Genomic DNA, 20,599 nt, shown 5'->3' with positions numbered 1-20,599 from the left:
CGCCCCCGCCCCGTCACGCCTCGGTGCCGTGGCACTCCCCGTAGGCCCGCCCCGACCCGCACCAGCACCCCGCGCCTCGCTGCGGAGGCCACGCCACCGCGCGGCCCCGGGCCGCCAGAGTCGTCGCGTACTGCGGCAGCAGCGTCGCGTCGGACGGGGACGCGCCCTCCGAGGCCGCGAACGCCTCGTACGACGGGACGGTGCCGCGTACGACGCCCAGGTTCGGGGTGCCCGACGAGGCGAGTTCGCGCAGAGCCGCCTCTATCGTCGTCAGGTGCTCCTCGTAGGAGGGGTACTCCGCGGACAGGGACGGGTACGCCTCCAGCAGCTCCGTCAGTTCGTCCGCCGGCCAGTGGAGCATGGCCACCGGGAAGGGGCGCGACAGGGCCTCGCGGTACGCGCCCAGCTCGGCGCGCAGGCGGGAGATCTCCGCCTCCAGGTCGGCCGGGTCGTCCGAGCCGAGGGACCAGACGCGCTTCGGGTCGTGCAGCTCGTCCAGGGACACCGGCATCGAGTGCAGGGTGTCCGCCAGGCGGTCCCAGTCGTCGTGGGGCGCGCCCAGCATGCGCCGTACCCGGTGGCGCCCGTACAGCAGGGGATGCGTGGCGTACGGCGGCTCGGCCACGTCCGTCAGGAGCAGGCGGGCGCCCTCCGTGAACGTCTCCTGGGCCGCCTCCAGCTCGTCGTGGGCCTCCAGGGCCTCGGCCACGATCACCCAGGCGGCCGGGTCGCGCGGGGCCGTCGTGCGGACGCCCTCGATGATCGCCCTGGCCTCCGCCTCGTGGCCGTACTCCCAGAGGTTCGACGCCTTGAGGGCGCGGACCAGGGAGGGGTTCTCCAGCCCGTCCGGCGAGGACAGCAGGCGGTCGTAGAGCTTGGTCGCGGAGGGGCGGTCGCCGGACAGCTCCAGGTGGGCCGCGGCGCGGACCAGGAGGGCCTCGGCGTCCTCCGGGTACAGGCCGGCGGTCCGCTCCAGGCGGGCGGCTTCGGCGGCGTGGTCGACGTTTTCGGCAGGCGTGTCGGGGCGCATGGGTGACACCGTACTGCCGCGAGGTGACGAAGGTCAGGGGGCTGCAGGTCAGAGGCCCGCCGAGGCGCCCCGCCGCTCAACCCCGCTCCCGCAGCACCCCCACCAGCACCGCCGCCACCGCGGCCAGCCCCGCCGACACCCAGAGGGCCACGTCCGTGCCCCGCCCCAGGTCGCCCGCCGACGTGGCGATCGCGATCGTCAGGGCGACGCCGGCGCACGAGCCGATGTAGCGGAACGTCTGCTGCGCCCCCGACCCCATCGCCGCCCGCGCCGCCGGTACCGACTCCACGGCGAGCAGCGGCAGCGCGGCGTTCAGCAGGCCGCTGCCCACTCCGGCCACGACCAGGCCCGGCAGCAGGCGGGTCCAGGAGCCGGCGCCGACCGCGCCGAGCATCGTCAGGGCGCCGGCCGCGTGCAGGGCGAAGCCGACGGTCAGTTGGTGGCGCGGCGGCACGCGGTGGGCGATGCGGCGGGCCTGGAGGGCGACGGCGAAGGACAGGCCGGACCAGAGCAGGAACAGCCACGCCGTGTCCATCGGGGAGAGCCCGAGCCGCTGTTGCAGCAGCGCCGGCAGGAAGCTGAACAGTCCGATCACCGCCAGGCCCGTGAACAGGCCGCCGGCGGAGGACGCCAGGAAGGGAGCGCGGCGCAGCAGGGACAGGTCGATCATCGGGGTGGCCGCGCGGCGCTCCAGCAGGACGAACAGGCCGCCCAGCAGCACGGTCGCCGCCAGCAGCAGACCCACCGGTGCCCGCAGCCAGCCGTCGCGGCCCAGCGTCACCGCCGCCACCAGCGCGACCAGCGCGAGTCCGAACGTCACCGCCCCGGCGAGGTCCGGCCGGCCGCCCCGCGGCGAGCGCGACTCCGACAGGAACCGCGCCCCCAGTCCCGCGACGAGCAGCGTGGCGGCGCCGAGAATGCCGTAGGACAGCCGCCAGTTCGGGATCGCCCCGGTCAGCAGGGGGCCCACCGCGATGCCGCCGCTCACGAAGGCGCCCCACACGCCGGTCGCGCGCAGCCGTCCGGCCGGGGTGGGGAAGGCGTGCACCAGCAGGCCCAGGCTGCTGGCCAGCAGTGCCGCGCTCGCCGCGCCCTGCGCGATGCGGGCCAGGGTGAACAGCCACGTCGTGGTGGCGAACGCGCCCAGGGCGGTGGTGATGCCGAGGGCCAGGGTGCCGGAGAGGAAGATCCGGCGGCGCCCGTAGTCGTCGGCCAGGGAGCCGGCCACCAGGAGCAGGGCGGCCAGGCCCAGCGGGGTGCCGTTCAGCAGCCAGGCCTGGGCGGACAGCGGGGTGTGCAGGTCGGCGGCCGTCTCGGGGAGCGTGACCATCGGCGCGGTGTACGTCATCAGGGCCACGGCGGTCGCGGCGCTGGTGAGGCCGAGGGTGAGACCGGGGCGTGGTGGCGCGTGCCGGTCGGGGCGGCCCTTCCGGCCTACGGTGCCGGTGCCGGTGCCGGTGCCGGTGCCGGTGCCGGTGCCGGTGCCGGTGGGGGTGGGGGCGGTTGCGGTGGAGTCCGTGCCTGTGTCGGTCATGTCGTCCGCTCTCAGTAGGTTCGGTTACTGAACTGACCCTCTGGCCGGTCAACCTAACATCCTTGGTTCGATGAATGAACCCACTCGTCGGAAAGTGGCTACAGTGGAGTTCATGGCACTGGGCAAGGACTACGCGACGCAGGAATGCGCGATCGCCCGCGCGCTGGAGGTCGTCGGCGAGCGGTGGACGCTGCTGGTGATCCGCGACGCGCTCTACGGCGTCCGGCGCTACAACGACTTCCTCGTCCACCTCGGCATCCCGCGCGCCGTCCTGGCCAACCGCCTCCAGACGCTCACCGCCGAAGGCATCCTCGAGAAGCGCCGGTACCAGGAGTCGCCGCCCCGGGACGAGTACGTGGTCACCGACCGCGGCATCGCCCTGTGGCCGGCCCTGCGGGCGCTCGGCCTGTGGGGCCGCGAGCACCTCGGCGGGCAGCCGTTGCGATCGTTCTGGCACGCCGACTGCGGCACGGAGCTGGGCCCGTACGGCGAATGCCCCGCCTGTGGAACCGTCGTGGCCGTCCGGGACGTCGAAATGGTGCCGGGGCCCGGACTCGACCCGGACCCGGCGGACCCCGTCAGCAAGGCCCTGCTCCAGCCGCGGCGGCTCCTCGAGCCGATCGACACCGACCCGCGGAGCGACGGCGACCGGCCGTCGCGGCCGGACCCCGCCTAGGCGGCGGCCCGGCGCCCGCCCGCACGCTGTCGGGTGCCGTACGGGGTCCTGTATAACTGGGCAAACACGCGTACGAGGGGAGGAGGCGCTCATGACCCGAGACCGGGCCGTTCCGCGTCCCCTCCTCGTCCTGCTGCTCGTGCTCCTGCCCGTCGCCCTCGTCGACGTCGGGAGCCTCTCCGCCACCGTCGCGCTCGCCGCGACCGCCGCGGCCGGCTCCGCGCTCGCCGTCTGCGCCCTGATCACCGCGCGCTGCGTGCCCGCCGTGCCGCCCACCCGGGTGCGTACGGCCATCAGGGACCGGGACCGACGTACGGCCTTCCTGCCCCAACGCGATCCCGACGCCCCCGGCCGCCGCCGGCCACGGGCACCCGGACACGCCCTCCCGGCGACCACCGCGTAGGGCACCCCTTCACCATCGCAAGGACCGTGCGCCCGCGCGGGTCGTCATGCCGCACACCCCGATCACCGATCGCACCGGCACGACGAGACCCCCGGAGGGCTCCTCACCCATGTCCGTTTTCGCCAGCCTGGTCGAGCACCTCGCCGACCTGCTCCAGCCGCTGTTCGGCGCCTCCGCCGCGGCCGCCGCCATCGTCCTGTTCACCGCCCTCGTACGACTCCTCGTCCACCCCCTGTCGCGGGCCGCCGCACGCGGGCAGAAGGCGCGCACCGAGCTCCAGCCGAGGATCGCCGAGCTGCGGCGCAAGCACGCGAAGAACCCCGAGAAGCTGCAGAAGGCCGTCCTGGAGCTGCACGCCGAGGAGAAGGTGTCGCCGCTGTCGGGCTGCCTGCCCAGCCTGTTCCAGCTGCCCGCGTTCTTCCTGCTCTACCACCTCTTCTCCAACGGCTCGATCGGCGGCGAGGCCAACGGCCTGCTGTCCCACCAGCTGCTCGCCGCGCCGCTCGGCGGGCGGTGGGCCGACGCGCTCGGGGACGGCGGGATGCTCGGCGGCGCCGGGCTCGTGTACGTGGGGCTGTTCGCGCTGGTCGCCTGCGTCGCCGCCTTCAGCTATCGCCTGACCCGGCAGCGGATGGCCGACCAGCCGCTGCTGCCCGCCGCCGGGGCCGGGGAGCAGCAGGTGCCCGGACTGGGGGCGATCACCAAGGTCATGCCGTTCATGTCCTTCTTCACGCTCGTCACGGTGGCCGTCGTGCCGCTGGCCGCCGCCCTGTACATCGTCACCAGCACGACGTGGAGCGCCGTCGAACGGGCCGTCTTGTACCGCTGAGGCGGGCCGCCGGACCGTGGCTACGGTCCAGTACGTGAACGGGGTATTGCGGAGTGGAAGCCGACCTTGGACGATCGAACAAGTCCTCCGATGGCTGCGCACTGCCGCAACCAGGTCGCACCTCATCGGGCGGGCGCCCGCGAATGAGGGAGTTGGGGATCATGAAGTTGCTGCGAGTCGGTACGGCGGGGTCGGAACGGCCCGCGCTGCTCGACGCCGACGGGACCCTGCGGGACCTGTCGGGCGTGGTGACGGACATCGACGGCGAGCTGCTCGCCGACGACGCGGCCCTCGACCGGGTACGGGCCGCCGCCGACGCCGGTGAGCTGCCCGTCCTGGACGGCACGGGGCTGCGCGTCGGACCGCCCGTGGGGCGGATCGGCAAGGTCGTGTGCATCGGGCTCAACTACCACGACCACGCCCGCGAGACCGGGGCCGAGCCGCCCGCCGAGCCGGTCGTCTTCTTCAAGGCGCCGGACACGGTCGTCGGGCCGGACGACACCGTGCTCGTGCCGCGCGGGTCGGTCAAGACCGACTGGGAGGTGGAGCTGGCGGTCGTGATCGGCCGTACGGCCCGCTACCTGGACTCGGCCGAGGAGGGGCTCGCGTGCGTCGCGGGGTACGCGGTCGCGCACGACGTGTCCGAGCGGGAGTTCCAGATCGAGCGGGGCGGGACCTGGGACAAGGGCAAGAACTGCGAGACGTTCAACCCGCTCGGTCCGTGGCTGGTGACCGCAGACGAGGTGCCCGACCCGCAGCGGCTGTCGCTGCGGCTGTGGGTGAACGGGGACCTGAAGCAGGACGGGACGACCGCGGAGCAGATCTTCCCGGTGGGGGAGGTCGTGCGGTACGTGAGTCAGTTCATGGTGCTGCGTCCCGGTGATGTCATCAACACCGGGACGCCGGCGGGGGTGGCGATGGGGCAGCCGGAGCCGAAGCGGTATCTGCGGGCGGGCGATGTGGTCGAGCTGGAGATCGAGGGGCTCGGGCGGCAGCGGCAGGAGCTGAAGGACGCCTAAGGGGGTGGGGGCGCGGGTGCGTTGGCGCCCACGGTGCGTTGTGGCTGGTCGCGCAGTTCCCCGCGCCCCTAGGAGGTTGCGCTCACGCCAGCAGTGAGGCGAGCCTGCGCCAGCCTTCCCTCGGGGTGGGGGTCGTGTCGGCTTCCACCACCTGGAGGGCCACGTGGTCGGCGCCCGCGTCGAGGAAGGCCGTGATGCGGGTGCGGATCGTGTCGTCGTCGCCCCAGGCGAACAGGGCGTCGATCAGGCGGTCGCTGCCGCCGTCCGCGACGTCGGCGTCCGTGAAGCCGAGGCGCAGGAAGTTCTGGGTGTAGTTCGGGAACTGCAGGTACATGGCGAGGTAGGCGCGGGCCGTCGCGCGGGCGCGGGCCGGGTCGGAGTCGAGGACGACCTTGAACTCCGGGGCCAGCAGCGGGCCTTCGCCGAGCCTCTCGCGGGCCTGCGCGGTGTGCTCGGGGGTGACCAGGTACGGGATCGCGCCCGCCGCCCGGTCCCGGGAGAGGTCCAGCATCTTCGGGCCGAGCGCGGCCAGCACCCGGTGACCGGACCGCATCCCGGCCTTGTCCAGCTCGTCGAGGTACTCGACCATCTTCGAGTACGGGCGGCTGTACCCCTCGACGCGCGGGCCGTGGCTGACGCCCAGGCCGAGCACGAAGCGGCCGGGGTGGGACACCTCCAGCTCGGCGAAGCCCGCCGCGGCGGCGGAGGCCTCGTGCTCCCAGACGCTCTGGATGCTGGTGCCGACGACGATCCGCGAGGTCGCCTCGATCAGCGGGGCGGCGTGCCGGGCCGAGCTGTTGCCGCCCAGCCACAGGGCGCCGAACCCGAGCTGCTCCAGCTCGGCGGCCGCCTCGGCGCGTTCGCCCCGGCCCTCCGGGTCCTCGGCGCGCAGGTGCGGGCTCCAGATCCCGTAGCGTCCGACGGATTCCTTCAGTGCGGCCGTCGCGTCGTTCATCGGTTCCGATCCCTCCGGTGGGCACGTGATCGTCTGTCGTACGTCGCGTGCCAACCAGAGGGATCCGGCGATGATTCCCGGCGGCGGCCGTCCGCGCCGTCCGGTGCGGCCTTTCGGGCTACTCGCCCAGGAACCGCTCCAGCGCCTCCACCACCAGCCGGTGGTCCTCCACCTGTGGCAGCCCCGACACCGTCACCGCGCCGATCACGCCCACGCCCTCCACGGTGACCGGGAAGGAACCGCCGTGCGCCGCGTACGTGTCCGGGTCGAGCCGCGAGGAGTCCTCGAACGTCGTGCCCTTGGCCCGGAAACGCGCGCCCACCAGGTACGACGCGGAGCCGTACCGCTCCACCACCCGGCGCTTGCGGGCGATCCAGGCGTCGTTGTCGGGGGTCGATCCGGGCAGGGCCGCGTGGAAGAGCTGCTGGCCGCCCCGGTGGATGTCGATGGCCACGGGTGCCCGGCGCTCCCGGGCCAGCTCGACCAGGAGCGAGCCCAGCGCCCACGCGTCGTCGTGGGTGAACCGGCGGAAGACCAGGCGGCGTTCCTGCTCCTCCAGCTCCTCCACGGTCGGGGCGGGGGTCTGTTCGCGCGTCACAGGGCCACCACCACTCCGTCGCGGGCGGAACGGCGGGCCGCCTCCAGGACGTCCAGGGCGGCAGCCGCCTCACGGACGCCGACCGGGCCCGGGCCCTGCTCCCGCAGCGCCGCGGCGACGGCCGCGTAGTAGGCGGGGTAGTCGCCCGGCACGGTCGCCTCCACACGTCCGCCGCCGGTCAGCGGGGACTCCCCGGAGCCCACGCGGCCCCACAGCGACTCGTCCTCCTCGCCCCAACCCGGGCCCGGCCGCTTGCCCTCGCGCAGCGCGGCCTCCTGCGGGTCCAGGCCGTACTTGACGTAGCCCGCCTGCGAGCCCAGCACCCGGAAACGGGGGCCGAGCTGGGCGGCGGTGGAGGAGACGTAGAGGTGCGAACGGACGCCGTTCGCGTGCGTGATCGCGATGAACGTGTCGTCGTCCGCCTCGGCGCCGGCGCGGCGCACGACCGACTCGGCGTACACCTGCGTGGCCGGGCCGAACAGGACGAGCGCCTGGTCGACGACGTGGCTGCCGAGGTCGTAGAGGAGACCTCCGATCTCTGCCGGGTCGCCCGACTCGCGCCAGCCGCCCTTGGGCTCGGGCCGCCAGCGCTCGAAGCGCGACTCGAAGCGCCACACGTCGCCGAGCGCGCCCTCGTCCAGCAGCTTGCGCAGGGTGAGGAAGTCGTTGTCCCAGCGGCGGTTCTGGAAGACGGAGAGCAGCAGACCGCGCTCCTCGGCCAGCGCCGCCAGCTCGCGCGCCTCGGCGGCCGTGCCCGCGACCGGCTTGTCCACGACGACCGGCAGACCGGCCTCCAGGGCACGCTTGGCGAGTGGCACGTGGGTCTTGTTCGGGGACGCGATGACGATCAGGTCCAGCTCGGCGGCCCGGTCGAACAGCTCGTCCGGCGTGCCGACGGTCCGCACGTCCGGGAACGCGTCGCGGGCCTGCCGCTGCCGGTCCGGGTTGGAGGTGACCACCGTGTCCAGGGCCAGGCCCTCGGTGGCGGCGATCAGCGGCGCGTGGAAGACGGAGCCCGCGAGGCCGTAGCCGACGAGACCGACGCGCAGGGGGGTGCCGGGGGGAGTACCAGTCATACGTCCACTTTGGCAACGCTGTTGCCAAAGTGCAAGCGCGGGGGACAATGGGGGCGTGAACAGGGCTGACGGCGGAGGAACGGGCGACGGTACGCGGCGTGTCGCGGAGGGCGGCGGCGACGTGCGGGGTGCCGGGGGTGTGCGCGGGGGCGTGCGGGCCGCGGCGGGCGGTGCGAATCTGCTCGCCCTGCGCAGCCACAACACGGCCCTCGTCCTCGATCTGCTGCGCACCGCCGGTTCGGAGGGCATCAGCCGGCTCGAACTCGCCGAGCGCACCGGGCTCACTCCGCAGGCGGTCAGCAAGATCACCGCCCGGTTGCGGGCGGAGGGCCTCGCCGCCGAGGCCGGGCGCCGCGCGTCCACGGGCGGCAAGCCGCGGACGGTACTGCGGCTGGTGCCGGAGGCGGGACACGCGGTGGGCGTGCATCTGGACCGGGACGAGCTGCGGGCCGTGCTGGTCGACCTCACGGGGACGGTCGTGGGGGAGCGGCGGTCCCCGCTGGACCTGGGCGCGGGAGCGCCGACCGTGCTGGAGGGGGTGGCGCGGGCGGCCGGGGAGCTGGTCGCCGACGTGCTGGGTGTGCCGGGCGGACGTCTCGCCGACGCACCGACGCTCCTCGGGCTCGGTGTCGCCCTCCCGGGACCTCTCGACCACGTGCGGGGCGTACTGCACCGGGTCACCGGCTTCCCGGAGTGGGACGGCTTCCCGCTGCGGGACGCGCTGACCCGGCACCTGGGCGTGCCGGTCGTCGTCGACAAGGACACCAACGCGGCGGCGCTGGGGCTGGCGGTCGGCGGCGAGAGGGGTTCCTTCGCCTATCTGCACCTCGGTACGGGACTCGGCGCCGGCCTCGTCTTCGGCGGCGGCGTGCACCGGGGCGCCCGGACCGGTGCCGGGGAGTTCGGGCACCAGGTCGTCCAGCTGGACGGGCCGCCCTGCACCTGCGGCGGGCGCGGCTGCGTCGAGGCCCTCTGCCTGGGCGCCGTCGCCCGCGACGACCTCGCGGAGGCGGCACGGGTACTGGGCGCGGGCGCCGCGAACCTCGCCGGGCTGCTGGACATCGACCTGGTCCTGCTCGGCGGCCGTACCGTCGCCGGCGCGCCGGAGGTGTTCGTCTCCGGGGTCGGCGCCGTTCTCGACGCCCGGGCCCGGCGCGAGGGCGGGCGGGAGAGCGCCGTACCGGTGCGGATCGCGCCCGGTGGGACGCGCGGGGTCGCCCAGGGCGCGGCCCAGCTGCTGCTCGCGCCGCTGTTCGGGCGGGGCGACGGCCCCTGACCCGGCCGGTCGGCCTGCGTACGCCGGACGAGGGCTCCGATGCGGCCGTTCGGGGGGCACACCCCGAACGGCGGTCCCGGTGACCGAGGCCGTCCGGCACGCTCATGTGTTTATGCGACTGTTCACGCCCGCGTCCCCCTGCCTGGCGGCGGCAGCCGCCCTCCTGGCCGCAGCCGGCCCGGCCGCCGCCGTATCCCCGGCCCCCGCCGGCCCCAGCGCCCCGCTGCCCGCCTGCACGGCCCCCGACGACCACACCTTCCCGCTCACCACCCGCATCCGCGGCGGCCCGAGCGCCTACGAGTCCGGCGGCGGCTACGGCACCTGGTACCTGGACCTCACCAACACCACGTCCCGCACCTGCGAGGCCGTCCACCCGGTCGTCGTCCTCGTCGACGAGCGGCGGTCCCTGGAACCGGCGCAGGCCCGCCTGGAGTTCTACGACGGCGACCACCCCCGCCCCGTCACCTTCGAGGCGACCGACCGCGACGAGCTGATCGGCGCCTTCGGCGAGGGCGACGCCGCCTTCTCCGGCTTCACCGTCGGCCCCGGCAGGACCCTCACCGTCAAGGTGCGGCTCGCGCTCACCTCGGACACGGCGCCCGGCGAGGTCACCGCCAACGCGGCGGTGGTCCAGCGCCGCGGTGACGACGGCGACTGGATCGGCCAGTCGAACGACTACCGCTTCCGCGTCGGGACCGGCGGCACGTCCGACGGGGCCGCCGAGGAGTCGGCCGCTGCGGAGAACGCGGAACCCGTCGCGCCCTCCGTGGCCTCCACCCCCGACAGCCGGGGCACCGGGTTCCCGTTCGCCGACGAACTCGCCGGCACGGGACTGGGCCGCCTGGGAGCGCCCCTCGCGACCGCCGCCCTGCTCCTCGCCACGGGCGCGGCGGCCGTACTGCTGACCCGCAGACGCCGCTGACGCCGGGGCGCCGGGCCGGCGGGCGCCTCTGACGCACCGGGCGCCGCACCGGTGGCCGCCCCTGACGCCCCGGGCGTCGGCCCGGCGGGCGGCGCTTTCCGGGGTACCGGACCCGCAGGCGCCGGTGACCCCTCGGCGCCGGACCGATGGGCGCCGCTGTTGCCCCGGGCGCAGGACCCACGGCGCCGTCGACGCCCGGGCGCCGGTCTCGCGGGCGCTGTTGACTCGGGAGCCGGCCTCGCGGGGCCGTCGACGCCCGGCCGACGGCCCCGCATGCGGCGGCAGGACCGGACGGGCATGCGCAGGCAGCCCAGGACGCCGGCTCCGCCCCGCGCCCCGGCGCCGGACCCGTGGACGCGCCGGCCGGCGGCGCCGTCTTCGTCACCGCCCCGCGCCCGAGGTCCCGTCGGCCGCCGCGTCCGCGTCTGCGACGATCCCTGCGTGGACTACCCGAACGACCAGGCCCCCGGCGCCCCCGTCCGCTCCGGGATCCCGGAGCACGGCCGCGTGCCGAAGTACTACGCCGTCAAGGCGCGGATCGACCGTCTCGTCGGCGAGCTGGGGGAGGGCAGCGCCATCCCCACCGAGCGGGACCTCGCCGAGCGGTACGAGGTCGCCCGCGAGACGGTCCGGCAGGCCCTGCGCGAGCTCGTCCTCGAGGGCAAGCTGCGCCGGCAGGGGCGCGGCACGGTGGTCGCCGGCCCCAAGCTGGCCCAGCCGCTGTCCCTGGCCAGCTACACCGAGGGCGTCCGGCGCCAGGGGCGTACCCCCGGCCGCGCGCTCGTCACCCTCGACCGCTTCCCCTGCCCCGAACCGCTCGCCGCCGAGACCGGACTCACGCGCGGCGAGCCCGTCTGGCACCTGGAGCGCGTGCTGCTCGCGGACGACGAGCGGGTCGGCCTGGAGAGCACCTACGTCGCCGTGGCCCGCATCCCCGACCTGGACACCGCCTTCGACCCGGACTCGTCCTTCTACGCCCACCTCGCCGCGCAGGGCATCGCCTTCGGGGACGCCGACGAACGGATCGAGACGGTGCTGGCCACCCCGCGCGAGGCCCTGCTCATCGGCACCCCGCCGGCCCTCCCGATGCTGCTCATCCACCGCGTCTCCCGCGACACCGAGGGCCGCCCGCTGGAGCGCGTGCGCACGCTCTACCGGGGCGACCGCTTCTCGTTCACGGCCCACCTGAGCGGCTGAAAAGCACCCCTCTCCGACCGCCCAGACGAGTAACGAAATGATAACGGGTCTAGTCCAAACGTGATGACCAGTTCACGCTCTCGTTGTCAGCCGGATTCCTCCGGTTCCCCGATGCCAAGGAGCGTTGCGGTCGTGAGAGTGATAGTCGTCGGAGCCGGCGTGGTGGGCACCATGCACGCCTGGCACGCAGTGGAACGCGGCCACGAGGTCGTGCAGATCGAGCGCGAGACCGAGGCGCGCGGCGCCTCGCTGCGCAACTTCGGCCAGATCTGGGTGAGCGGCCGCGCGGGCGGCGAGGAGCTGGAGACCGCGCTCAGGGCCCGGGAGCTGTGGGAGGAGATCGGTGGCCGGATCCCGGCGCTCGGCTTCCGCCCGAACGGCTCCCTGACCCCGCTGCGCGGCGACCTCGAACGCGCCGTCGCCGAGGCCGCCGTCGCCCGCCCGGACGCCGCCGCCCGCGGCCACGCGCTCCTCACCCCGGCCGAGGCCCGCGCGCTCAACCCCGCCCTGCGCGGCGAGTTCGACGCGGCCCTGTACTGCGAGCGCGACGCGGCCGTCGAACCGCGCACCGCCCAGCTCGCCCTGCGCGCCGAACTGCTCGAGTCGCCGCACTACACGTTCCTGCCCGGCCGCGAGGTCCGCGACGTCATCGGCGAGAACGCCGTCCGCGACGACCACGGCGACGTACACACCGGCGACGTCGTCGTCCTGTGCACCGGCGCCTGGCTCGGCGGCCTCGTGCGCGAGCTGGCCGGACCCGACCTGCCGGTGCGCCGGGTCCGCCTCCAGATGATGCAGACCGACCCGCTGGGCGAACCGCTGACCACCTCGGTCGCCGACGCCGACAGCTTCCGCTACTACCCCGCGTACGGATCGCCCGCCCTGGACGAGCTGAACGCACGGCAACCGCAGCCCGCTACCGCCGCGCGGCACAGGATGCAGCTGCTGATGGTCCAGCGCGCCGACGGCGGCCTGACCATCGGCGACACCCACGAGTACGAGCACCCCTTCGCCTTCGACACCGTCGAGGACCCCTACGAGCACCTCACCGGCGTCGTCGAGTCCCTCCTCGGCCGCCCGCTGCCGAAGGTCCGCCGCCGCTGGGCCGGGGTGTACGCGCAGTGCACGGACACCAGCCGCGTGGTGCACCGGCAGCAGGTGCGCGAAGGGGTCTGGCTGGTCACCGGGCCCGGCGGGCGCGGCATGACCTGCTCGCCCGCGATAGCCGAGACCACCGCGAACGAACTGGGCTGGTGAGAGCACCCATGACCACGACAGACATCCGCCTCGTCGTCCTCGACATGGCCGGCACCACCGTCGCCGACGGCGGCCTCGTCGAGCGCGCCTTCGACACCGCCGCCCGCGAACTGGGCGTCGAGCCCGGCACCGCCGACCACGCCGAGAAGCTCGACCACGTCCGCGCCACCATGGGCGAGTCCAAGATCTCCGTCTTCCGGCACCTCTTCGGCGACGAGGATCGCGCCCGGCGCGCCAACGCCGCCTTCGAGAAGGCGTACGGCGAACTCGTCGGCGACGGCCTGATCGCCCCCGTCCCCGGCGCCCGAGAGGCCGTCGAGGAACTCGCCGCCGACGGCCGCACCGTCGTCCTGACCACCGGCTTCGCCCGCGTCACCCAGGACGCCATCCTCGACGCGCTCGGCTGGCGCGACCTGGTGCCGCTCACCCTGTGCCCCGCCGACGCGGGCGGGCGCGGACGGCCGTACCCCGACATGGTGCTGGAGGCGTTCCTGCGCACCAAGGCCGCCGAGGACGTCCGCCGGGTCGCCGTCGTCGGCGACACCTCGTACGACGTGCTCAGCGGCGTCCGCGCCGGCGCCGGACTGGTCGCCGGGGTGCGCACCGGGGCCCACGGGGACGACGCCTTCCGCGCGGCGGGCGCGACCCACGTGCTGGACTCCGTCGCCGGTCTGCCCGCCCTCCTGCGGGGAGCGGCCGGCCGATGAGCACCGCAAGCAGCGGCATCCGCTTCGACTCGGTCACCGTCGCCTACGACGGCAACGTCGTCCTGGACGCCCTCGACCTCACCGTCGGACCGGGCGAGGTCGTGGCGCTGCTCGGGCCGTCCGGATCCGGCAAGACCACCGCGCTGCGGGCGGTCGCCGGGTTCGTACGGCCCGCCTCCGGGCGGGTCTTCCTCGGCGAGCAGGACGTCACCGACCTGCCCCCGCACCGGCGGGGCATCGGCATGGTCGTCCAGAGCTACGCCCTCTTCCCGCACATGCGGGTCGAGGAGAACGTCGCCTTCGGCCTCAAGGCCCGCAAGGCGCCCAAGGCCGAGATCCGCGAACGGGTCGGCGAGGCCCTGGAGCTGACCGGCATGGCCGCCTACGCCCGCCGCCACCCGCGCGAGCTGTCGGGCGGCCAGCAGCAGCGCGTCGCCATCGCCCGTGCGTTGGCCGTCCGGCCGGACGTCCTCCTCCTCGACGAGCCGCTCTCCGCCCTCGACGCCCAGCTGCGGTCCGGGATGCTCGCCGAACTGGCGCGCCTCCACCGCGAGCTGCCCGACGTCTCGATCCTCTACGTCACCCACGACCAGGTGGAGGCCCTCACCCTCGCCGACCGCATCGCTGTGAGAAGCTGCGCGCGTGCGGGACGCCGAGGGAGCTGTACCGGGCGCCGGCCGACGAGTTCACGGCGTCCTTCGTGGGCGGCGCGAACCTGCTGCCGGTGACCGTGGGGGGCGGGGGAGTCGCCTTCGGCGGCGCCGAGATCAAGGTCGACACGGCGGGCGCCGCGCCGGGCGCCACGGCCACCCTGTGCGTACGGCCGCACCTCGTCGGACTCGGTGACGGGCCCAACCGGCTCACCGGGACGGTGGAGGAGATCCAGTGGCGGGGGGCCACACACCGGCTGTACGTCGACGTCGCGGGCCACCGCGTGATGGCCGACCTCCGTGAGCTGAAGGCTCCGCCGGGGATCGGGGAGCCGGTGAGCCTGCACTTCTCGCCCGACGATGCGGTGTTGCTGCCCGCGGGGGTGAACCATGGCTGAGCCTGTCTCCCCGGTGCGGGTTCGTCGTGGCTGGTCGCGCCCAGGCGGCGGTAGCCGCACATCAGACACAGCCCCGCGCCCCTACGGGGCACGGCTGTTCTGGGCGCTTCCTCCCACAGCTCTGCTCGCCCTCGTCTTCCTCTACCCCCTCGCCCTCGTCGTCCGGCAGTCCTTCCAGCCCGACTCCGGCGGCACCTCGGTCCAGCCGTACGCCGACGTCTTCGCCTCGGAGGCGTTCCGTGAGGCGCTGTGGACGACCGTGTGGCTCGCGCTGGCCTCGACCGCCGGGTGCCTGGTGCTCGGGTTCGTCCTCGCCCTGGTCATCGCCTTCGTGCCGTTCCCCGGTGCCCGCGCGGTCTCCCGGTTCATCGACGTCTTCCTCTCCTTCCCGTCGTTCCTGATCACGCTCGCCCTGCTGTTCGTCTACGGCACGGTCGGCATGGCCAACGGACTGTGGACGGACGTGACGGGCGCCGCCGACGGGCCCTTCCAGTTCCTCACCACGCCCTGGGGCGTGCTGCTCGCCGAGATCACGTACTTCACGCCGTTCGTGATGCGCCCGCTGCTCGCCGCGTTCTCCGGGATCGACACCGCGCAGATCGAGGCGGCCGGTTCGCTGGGCGCCCGCGCCCCGCGGATCGTGCGGCGGATCATCCTGCGGGAGGCGCTGCCCGCCCTCGCGGCCGGCGGCAGCCTCGTCCTCGTGCTCTGCCTCAACGAGTTCGGCATCGTCCTGTTCACCGGCGCCAAGGGCGTCACGACCCTGCCGATGCTCGTCTACGGCAAGGCGGTCCTGGAGTCCGACTACCCGGGCGCCTGCGTGGTCGCCGTCGTCAACGTCCTGATCTCCGTGGGCCTGTACGGCCTGTACCGGGTGGTGAGCCGCCGTGCTGGTGCATAGCCGGGGGGCGAGGTGGACCCTGTGGGCCGCCTTCCTCGTCCTCTTCCTCCCCCTGTTCGCCCTGCCCCTCCTCGTCGTCCTCGGCGCCTCCTTCGCCACCCACTGGTCGAGCGTCCTGCCCTCCGGCTTCACCACCGCCAACTACCGGGCCGCCACCCGCGGCGAGGCCCTCCAGGCCCTCACCACCAGCCTGGTCACGGCCCTCACCGCGAGCCTGCTGGCGCTGGCCGCGGGCGCCTGGGCCGCGCTCGCCGCCGCCGCGCTGAAGAAGCGGCACCGCAAGGTGATGGACGCCCTGTTCGTGCTGCCGGTCGCGGTGCCCTCGGTGGTGGTCGGCCTCGCGATCCTGGTCGCGTACTCGCAGCCGCCGTTCCTCCTCAACGGCACCCGCTGGATCGTGATCATCGCCCACACGGTCCTGGTGACCGCCTTCGCCCACCAGTCCGTCTCCGCCGCGATCACCCGCCTCGACCCGGCGTACGAGCAGGCCGCCGCCTCCCTGGGGGCGAGCCCGGCGTACGTCCTGTGGCGGGTGCGGCTCCCCCTGCTGCTGCCGTCCCTGACCGCCGCCGCCGGGCTGTGCTTCGCCCTCTCCATGGGCGAGCTGAGCGCCACGATGATGCTCTACCCGCCCGACTGGACCCCGCTGCCGATCCTGATCTACGCCTCCACGGACCGCGGCGCCCTGTTCACCGGCTCCGCGATCGCCGTGGTCCTGATGGCGGCCACCCTGCTGGTGCTCTTCGCCGTCTCCCGGATCCGCACCCGAGCCTCGTACCGGTAACCCGTCCCACCTCCCCTCGCGCAAGGAGTCCACCTCGCCATGCCCAGAAAGCCCCTCCTCCCGGTCACCGCCCTGTGCCTGCTCGCCCTTCCGCTCACCGCCTGCGGGGGCACGGCCGCCTCCGACGAGAACGTCGTCACCGTCTACAGCGCCGACGGCCTCAAGGGCGAGCACGGCGACGGCTGGTACGACCAGGTGTTCAAGGACTTCGAGAAGGAGACCGGCATCAAGGTCGAGTACGTCGAGGGCGGCTCGGGCGAGATGGTGCAGCGCGCCGCCCGCGAGAAGCGCAACCCGCAGGCGGACGTCCTCGTCACCCTCCCGCCCTTCATCCAGCAGGCCGACACCAAGGGCCTGCTGCAGAAGTACGCCCCGAAGGGCGCCGACCGGGTCAGCGGCGCCGACAAGGCCGGGAACGGCACCTGGACCGCCGTCGTCAACAATTACTTCGGCTTCGTCCACAACACGAAGGAGCTGAAGCAGGCCCCCGCCACCTGGGAAGACCTGCTCGACGGGAAGTACAGGAACAAGCTCCAGTACTCCACCCCGGGCGTCGCTGGCGACGGCACGGCCGTCCTCATCAAGGCCATGCACGACTTCGGCGGCGAGAAGCCGGCCATGGAGTACCTGAAGAAGCTCCAGGCCAACAACGTCGGACCGTCCGCCTCGACCGGCAAGCTCGCGCCCAAGGTCGACAAGGGCGAACTGCTCGTCGCCAACGGCGATGTGCAGATGAACCACGCCCAGTCGAAGTCCATGCCGAACCTCGGCATCTGGTTCCCGGCACCCGAGGGCGGCAGGCCCACCACCTTCGCGCTGCCGTACGCGGCGGGCCTGGTCACCGGGGCCCCGCACACCGAGAACGGCAGGGAGCTCCTCGACTACATGCTGAGCCGGAAGGCGCAGGCGCAGGTCAGCGAGATCGGAGGCGGCTTCGCGGCCCGCCAGGACGTCAAGGCCACCGACGCCGAAGCCGTCGCCCTGACGAAGATCATGGACGGCGTCGAGATCTTCGAACCCGACTGGAACGACATCGAGGAGAACCTCACCTCGTACGTCGACGCCTGGAAGGCGGCCACCGGAAGCTGAGACGGCCGTTCCCCCAAGATCCTGCTCTGTTTAGGCTGGGGCGCACGCTGGACCGCGTACGGCAGGAGATCCCGCACATGGCAGACCGCAAGCCCATCGAGTCATGGCTCACCGACATGGACGGGGTGCTCATCCACGAGGGCGTCCCGATCCCCGGCGCCGACGCCTTCATCAAGAAGCTGCGCGAGTCCGGCAAGCCCTTCCTCGTCCTGACCAACAATTCGATCTACACCCCGCGGGACCTGCACGCCCGGCTGCGCCGCATGGGCCTGGAGGTCCCGATCGAGGCGATCTGGACCTCGGCGCTGGCGACCGCCAAGTTCCTGGACGACCAGCGGCCCGGCGGCTCGGCGTACGTCATCGGCGAGGCCGGTCTGACCACCGCCCTGCACGACATCGGCTACATCCTCACCGACCACGAGCCCGACTACGTGGTCCTCGGCGAGACCCGCACCTACTCCTTCGAGGCGATGACGAAGGCGGTGCGGCTGATCAACGCCGGCGCCCGGTTCATCTGCACCAACCCCGACGAGACCGGCCCCTCCACCGAGGGCCCGCTCCCGGCGACCGGCGCGGTGGCCGCGCTGATCACCAAGGCGACCGGCAAGCAGCCCTACTTCGCGGGCAAGCCCAATCCGCTGATGATGCGCACCGGGCTCAACGCGATCGGCGCCCACTCCGAGACCAGCGCGATGATCGGCGACCGCATGGACACCGACGTGCTGGCCGGCATCGAGGCCGGGATGCAGACGTACCTGGTGCTCACCGGCCTGACCCGGCCCGAGCAGGTCGAGAACTTCCCGTACCGGCCGTCCAAGGTCGTCGACTCCATCGCGGACCTCGTCGAACGGGTCTGAAACCCGCACCTCCCCCTCGTCGCCCGTTCGGAGCAGCGCCGCCCCCGCACCGGATGCGGGGGCGGTCCCCGCGGGGCAGCCTCCAGGTGACTGGAGGTACACGATGGGCTCACTGAAGGTAACTCTCTGTGCCGGAGCCGCGCTGGCCGCGGTGTGCACGCCGGTCGCACCGACGGCGTACGCGGCGGACGGGGGCGGAGTCTCGGTGACTCCGTCCTCCCCGGCGCCCGGCACGGACGTCACGCTCCGCGTGCCCGACTGCACCGAGCGGACGGCCGTCGCCGTGTCGGCGGCGTTCGAGTCGGACGTCCGGCTCTCCGTGGCCGCCGAGGACGGTGTCCTCGTCGGTTCCAGCACGGTCCGCTCCACGGTGTCGGCCGGCGCCTACGCCGTGCAGGTCACCTGCGGCGACGACGCCCGCAAGGGCACCATCACCGTCGAGCGGCGGCACCGCCCGACCGCGCCCGCCTCACCCGTCGCCCCCGTCGACGCGGGCGGCGGCGGCTCCGCGGAGCTGGCCGCGCCGGACACCGGGGACGGGGCGCGCGTCGATCCCCCCGGCACCGCGCACACCGTGACCGGCCTGGTGCTCGCCGGGATCGCCGCCGTCGCCGTGGGGCTGCGCGGGGTCCGCAGCCGGAGCCGCAGGACGGACTGACCATGTCCGACCACGATCGACGCGGGGAACAGGACCACATACGCCCCGTCGGCCCCGGCCGTCTGGTGAGCGGCATCGCCTGGGTGGTGCTGCTCCTCGGGCTGTGGCTGTGGGGCCGCGAGGCCACCGACGTGCGCGAGGGCGTATCCCGTCCGGCCACCGGCGACATGGCGGCGGCCGGACGGCCCCCCGACATCCCGCTGCCGCCCGCCCGCACACCCCTCGGCGACGCCCGGCCCGAGCGGCTCGACGTCCCCGAACTGGGCATCAGCGCCCCGGTGGTGGCCCGCGGCCTCGACGGCAAGGGCGCGATCGAACCGCCCTCCTTCGACCAGGCCGACGCCGTCGGCTGGTACGCGGCCGGCGTGACCCCCGGGGCGGCCGGGACCGCCCTGATGGTCGGGCACGTCGACACCGAGACCCGCCCCGCCGTCTTCTACAAGATCAGCACCCTCGAACCCGGCGAGACGATCCGGGTGGTCCGCGACGACGCCGAGGTCGCCGAGTTCACCGTCGACGACGTCCAGGTCCTCGACCGCGACGGCTTCGACGCCCGGCAGGCCTACGGGCCGCACGACGCGGGACGGGCCGAACTGCGGCTGATCACCTGCGGCGGCACCTTCGACCCCGCCACCGGCGGCTACACGGCCAACGTCGTCGTCTCCGCGTACCTCACGGGCACCGGCTCATGACCCGCGTATGTCAGGATTGAGCCTCCGAACAGTGCACCCAGGGGGGTTGGATGTACGGCAGCAGGGGGGCCGGAACGATGTCCGCGAGGCGGGCGTCCGCGGCGGTGCTGGGGGCGGCGCTGCTCATCGCGGGTTGCTCCTCGTCCGGCGACGACGAGGACAAGAACAAGGACGCGGGAGCCGGGATCACCCAGCAGCCCAAGGAGACCGATCCGTTCTGGGTCAATCCGGACGGCACCGCGGCCCAGCAGGTGGCATCCCTGGAGAAGGCGGGGAAGAAGGACCAGGCCGACCGGATCCGCAAGATCGCCCAGCATCCCACCGGCGAGTGGATCAGCCCGGAGAACCCGGAGGACCAGGCCCGCGGCTTCACCGAGGCCGCCGACAAGGCCGGACGCACCGCACTGCTCGTCCTCTACAACATCCCGCACCGCGACTGCGGCCAGTACTCGCAGGGAGGCGCCGCCGACGGCGACTCCTACCGCTCGTTCATCGACGGCGTGGCCAAGGGCATAGGTGACCGTGCCGCCACCGTCGTCCTGGAACCGGACGCGGTGCTCCACCTGGTCGACGGCTGCACCCCGGACGAGTTCCACGAGGAGCGCTACGACCTCCTCAAGGGGGCCATCGCCAAGCTCACGGCGCTGAAGAACACCAAGGTCTACCTGGACGCGGGCAACGCCGGCTGGGGCCACCCCGACCAGATCTTCGAGCCGCTCAAGTGGGCCGGCATCGACCAGGCCGACGGCTTCGCCGTCAACGTCTCCAACTTCTATTCGACCCAGGACTCCATCGCCTACGGCAAGCAGCTCTCCGCCAAGGTGGGCGGCAAGCACTTCGTCATCGACACCAGCCGCAACGGCAACGGCCCCTACACCGAGGGCAAGCCGGACGAGCGCTGGTGCAACCCTCCGGGCCGCGCCCTCGGCGAAACCCCGACGACGAAGACGGCCGACCCCCTCGTGGACGCCTACCTCTGGGTCAAGCGCCCCGGCGAATCGGACGGCGAGTGCAAGGGCGGCCCGAAGGCAGGCGAATGGTGGCCCGACTACGCCTTGAAACTGGCGCAGGGATCAGGAACCTAGGGGCGC

The 20,599-nt window shown here is 73.7% G+C and carries 21 protein-coding genes and 1 pseudogene; 17 read left to right on the top strand and 5 right to left on the bottom strand.

The window, feature by feature from the left end; translation table 11 throughout:
• Window positions 1-13: 13 nt before the first annotated feature.
• Together IEZ05_RS16970 and IEZ05_RS16965 are read right to left on the bottom strand one after the other, a co-directional pair.
• Window positions 14-1,030 carry an SEC-C domain-containing protein gene (locus IEZ05_RS16970; RefSeq protein WP_189230955.1) on the bottom strand — a complete coding sequence of 339 codons (1,017 nt, stop codon included), beginning with the start codon at window positions 1,028-1,030 and terminating at the stop codon, window positions 14-16.
• Window positions 1,031-1,106: 76 nt separating this feature from the next.
• Entirely contained in the window at window positions 1,107-2,564 is a 1,458-nt protein-coding gene (locus IEZ05_RS16965; RefSeq protein ID WP_189230954.1) for an MFS transporter, read from the bottom strand.
• Window positions 2,565-2,676: 112 nt separating this feature from the next.
• On the opposite strand from IEZ05_RS16965, the gene IEZ05_RS16960 reads away from it, so the two are divergent.
• The 4 genes from IEZ05_RS16960 to IEZ05_RS16945 all read left to right on the top strand — a co-directional run bounded on the left by IEZ05_RS16960 (window position 2,677) and on the right by IEZ05_RS16945 (window position 5,491).
• Window positions 2,677-3,240, top strand: coding sequence for a winged helix-turn-helix transcriptional regulator (locus tag IEZ05_RS16960; protein WP_189230953.1), 564 nt, complete (start codon window positions 2,677-2,679; stop codon window positions 3,238-3,240).
• Window positions 3,241-3,331: 91 nt separating this feature from the next.
• On the top strand, window positions 3,332-3,643 hold the full coding sequence (locus IEZ05_RS16955) for a DUF6412 domain-containing protein (RefSeq protein ID WP_189230952.1): 312 nt from the start codon (window positions 3,332-3,334) through the stop codon (window positions 3,641-3,643).
• 109 nt (window positions 3,644-3,752) lie between these two features.
• Window positions 3,753-4,472: a YidC/Oxa1 family membrane protein insertase gene (locus tag IEZ05_RS16950; protein ID WP_189230951.1), complete on the top strand. Its 720-nt coding sequence runs from the start codon at window positions 3,753-3,755 to the stop codon at window positions 4,470-4,472.
• Window positions 4,473-4,633: 161 nt separating this feature from the next.
• Window positions 4,634-5,491 (top strand): fumarylacetoacetate hydrolase family protein, encoded by an 858-nt coding sequence (locus IEZ05_RS16945; protein ID WP_189230950.1) that lies wholly within the window; start codon window positions 4,634-4,636, stop codon window positions 5,489-5,491.
• A gap of 82 nt (window positions 5,492-5,573) precedes the next feature.
• Here IEZ05_RS16945 and IEZ05_RS16940 read toward each other — a convergent pair whose 3' ends face one another.
• The 3 genes from IEZ05_RS16940 to IEZ05_RS16930 form a co-directional block, all read right to left on the bottom strand.
• Window positions 5,574-6,446, bottom strand: coding sequence for an LLM class F420-dependent oxidoreductase (locus IEZ05_RS16940; RefSeq protein WP_189230949.1), 873 nt, complete (start codon window positions 6,444-6,446; stop codon window positions 5,574-5,576).
• Between the two features lie 118 nt (window positions 6,447-6,564).
• Window positions 6,565-7,044: a heme-degrading domain-containing protein gene (locus IEZ05_RS16935; RefSeq protein WP_189230948.1), complete on the bottom strand. Its 480-nt coding sequence runs from the start codon at window positions 7,042-7,044 to the stop codon at window positions 6,565-6,567.
• The gene (locus IEZ05_RS16930) at window positions 7,041-8,120 is read right to left on the bottom strand and encodes a Gfo/Idh/MocA family oxidoreductase (protein WP_189230947.1); all 1,080 of its coding nucleotides are present in this window, start codon (window positions 8,118-8,120) and stop codon (window positions 7,041-7,043) included. Before IEZ05_RS16930 ends, IEZ05_RS16935 begins: the two co-directional genes overlap by 4 nt.
• A 55-nt stretch (window positions 8,121-8,175) precedes the next feature.
• On the opposite strand from IEZ05_RS16930, the gene IEZ05_RS16925 reads away from it, so the two are divergent.
• The 13 genes and pseudogenes from IEZ05_RS16925 to IEZ05_RS16865 all read left to right on the top strand — a co-directional run bounded on the left by IEZ05_RS16925 (window position 8,176) and on the right by IEZ05_RS16865 (window position 20,593).
• Complete coding sequence (locus IEZ05_RS16925) at window positions 8,176-9,396, top strand: ROK family transcriptional regulator (protein WP_373298792.1); 1,221 nt, start codon at window positions 8,176-8,178, stop codon at window positions 9,394-9,396.
• A gap of 112 nt (window positions 9,397-9,508) precedes the next feature.
• A complete protein-coding gene (locus tag IEZ05_RS16920; protein WP_189230946.1) occupies window positions 9,509-10,318 on the top strand; it encodes a hypothetical protein in 810 nt (269 codons plus the stop codon).
• A 441-nt stretch (window positions 10,319-10,759) separates the two neighbouring features.
• A complete protein-coding gene (locus IEZ05_RS16915) occupies window positions 10,760-11,515 on the top strand; it encodes a GntR family transcriptional regulator (RefSeq protein WP_189230945.1) in 756 nt (251 codons plus the stop codon).
• Between the two features lie 132 nt (window positions 11,516-11,647).
• Complete coding sequence (locus tag IEZ05_RS16910; protein ID WP_189230944.1) at window positions 11,648-12,772, top strand: TIGR03364 family FAD-dependent oxidoreductase; 1,125 nt, start codon at window positions 11,648-11,650, stop codon at window positions 12,770-12,772.
• 8 nt (window positions 12,773-12,780) lie between these two features.
• A complete protein-coding gene (locus IEZ05_RS16905) occupies window positions 12,781-13,479 on the top strand; it encodes a phosphonatase-like hydrolase (RefSeq protein WP_189230943.1) in 699 nt (232 codons plus the stop codon).
• Window positions 13,476-14,527, top strand: a pseudogene (locus IEZ05_RS16900) (ABC transporter ATP-binding protein). Before IEZ05_RS16905 ends, IEZ05_RS16900 begins: the two are co-directional and overlap by 4 nt.
• Entirely contained in the window at window positions 14,520-15,428 is a 909-nt protein-coding gene (locus tag IEZ05_RS16895) for a 2-aminoethylphosphonate ABC transporter permease subunit (RefSeq protein ID WP_229869736.1), read from the top strand. Before IEZ05_RS16900 ends, IEZ05_RS16895 begins: the two are co-directional and overlap by 8 nt.
• Window positions 15,415-16,212, top strand: a complete 798-nt coding sequence (locus IEZ05_RS16890) for an ABC transporter permease (protein ID WP_189230942.1) — start codon at window positions 15,415-15,417, stop codon at window positions 16,210-16,212. Before IEZ05_RS16895 ends, IEZ05_RS16890 begins: the two co-directional genes overlap by 14 nt.
• 39 nt (window positions 16,213-16,251) lie before the next feature.
• Window positions 16,252-17,301 carry a 2-aminoethylphosphonate ABC transporter substrate-binding protein gene (locus tag IEZ05_RS16885; RefSeq protein ID WP_189230941.1) on the top strand — a complete coding sequence of 350 codons (1,050 nt, stop codon included), beginning with the start codon at window positions 16,252-16,254 and terminating at the stop codon, window positions 17,299-17,301.
• 77 nt (window positions 17,302-17,378) lie between these two features.
• Complete coding sequence (locus IEZ05_RS16880) at window positions 17,379-18,158, top strand: HAD-IIA family hydrolase (RefSeq protein WP_189230940.1); 780 nt, start codon at window positions 17,379-17,381, stop codon at window positions 18,156-18,158.
• 103 nt (window positions 18,159-18,261) lie between these two features.
• On the top strand, window positions 18,262-18,816 hold the full coding sequence (locus IEZ05_RS16875) for a hypothetical protein (RefSeq protein ID WP_189230939.1): 555 nt from the start codon (window positions 18,262-18,264) through the stop codon (window positions 18,814-18,816).
• 2 nt (window positions 18,817-18,818) lie between these two features.
• A complete protein-coding gene (locus IEZ05_RS16870; RefSeq protein WP_189230938.1) occupies window positions 18,819-19,508 on the top strand; it encodes a class F sortase in 690 nt (229 codons plus the stop codon).
• A gap of 50 nt (window positions 19,509-19,558) precedes the next feature.
• Window positions 19,559-20,593 (top strand): glycoside hydrolase family 6 protein, encoded by a 1,035-nt coding sequence (locus IEZ05_RS16865; protein ID WP_189230937.1) that lies wholly within the window; start codon window positions 19,559-19,561, stop codon window positions 20,591-20,593.
• Window positions 20,594-20,599 lie beyond the last annotated feature (6 nt).

The organism is Streptomyces flaveolus, from assembly GCF_014648815.1.
GTDB classification, from domain to species: Bacteria; Actinomycetota; Actinomycetes; order Streptomycetales; family Streptomycetaceae; genus Streptomyces; species Streptomyces flaveolus.
Note: the sequence above shows the minus strand (reverse complement) of the source record. Positions and strands in the feature narration are given on the sequence as shown.

Coding starts and splice junctions, on each gene's coding strand:
- IEZ05_RS16970 (WP_189230955.1), bottom strand. CDS start 1,030: ATGCGCCCCGACACGCCTGCCGAAAACGTCGACCACGCCGCCGAAGCC.
- IEZ05_RS16965 (WP_189230954.1), bottom strand. CDS start 2,564: ATGACCGACACAGGCACGGACTCCACCGCAACCGCCCCCACCCCCACC.
- IEZ05_RS16960 (WP_189230953.1), top strand. CDS start 2,677: ATGGCACTGGGCAAGGACTACGCGACGCAGGAATGCGCGATCGCCCGC.
- IEZ05_RS16955 (WP_189230952.1), top strand. CDS start 3,332: ATGACCCGAGACCGGGCCGTTCCGCGTCCCCTCCTCGTCCTGCTGCTC.
- IEZ05_RS16950 (WP_189230951.1), top strand. CDS start 3,753: ATGTCCGTTTTCGCCAGCCTGGTCGAGCACCTCGCCGACCTGCTCCAG.
- IEZ05_RS16945 (WP_189230950.1), top strand. CDS start 4,634: ATGAAGTTGCTGCGAGTCGGTACGGCGGGGTCGGAACGGCCCGCGCTG.
- IEZ05_RS16940 (WP_189230949.1), bottom strand. CDS start 6,446: ATGAACGACGCGACGGCCGCACTGAAGGAATCCGTCGGACGCTACGGG.
- IEZ05_RS16930 (WP_189230947.1), bottom strand. CDS start 8,120: ATGACTGGTACTCCCCCCGGCACCCCCCTGCGCGTCGGTCTCGTCGGC.
- IEZ05_RS16920 (WP_189230946.1), top strand. CDS start 9,509: ATGCGACTGTTCACGCCCGCGTCCCCCTGCCTGGCGGCGGCAGCCGCC.
- IEZ05_RS16905 (WP_189230943.1), top strand. CDS start 12,781: ATGACCACGACAGACATCCGCCTCGTCGTCCTCGACATGGCCGGCACC.
- IEZ05_RS16895 (WP_229869736.1), top strand. CDS start 14,520: ATGGCTGAGCCTGTCTCCCCGGTGCGGGTTCGTCGTGGCTGGTCGCGC.
- IEZ05_RS16885 (WP_189230941.1), top strand. CDS start 16,252: ATGCCCAGAAAGCCCCTCCTCCCGGTCACCGCCCTGTGCCTGCTCGCC.
- IEZ05_RS16880 (WP_189230940.1), top strand. CDS start 17,379: ATGGCAGACCGCAAGCCCATCGAGTCATGGCTCACCGACATGGACGGG.
- IEZ05_RS16875 (WP_189230939.1), top strand. CDS start 18,262: ATGGGCTCACTGAAGGTAACTCTCTGTGCCGGAGCCGCGCTGGCCGCG.
- IEZ05_RS16870 (WP_189230938.1), top strand. CDS start 18,819: ATGTCCGACCACGATCGACGCGGGGAACAGGACCACATACGCCCCGTC.
- IEZ05_RS16865 (WP_189230937.1), top strand. CDS start 19,559: ATGTACGGCAGCAGGGGGGCCGGAACGATGTCCGCGAGGCGGGCGTCC.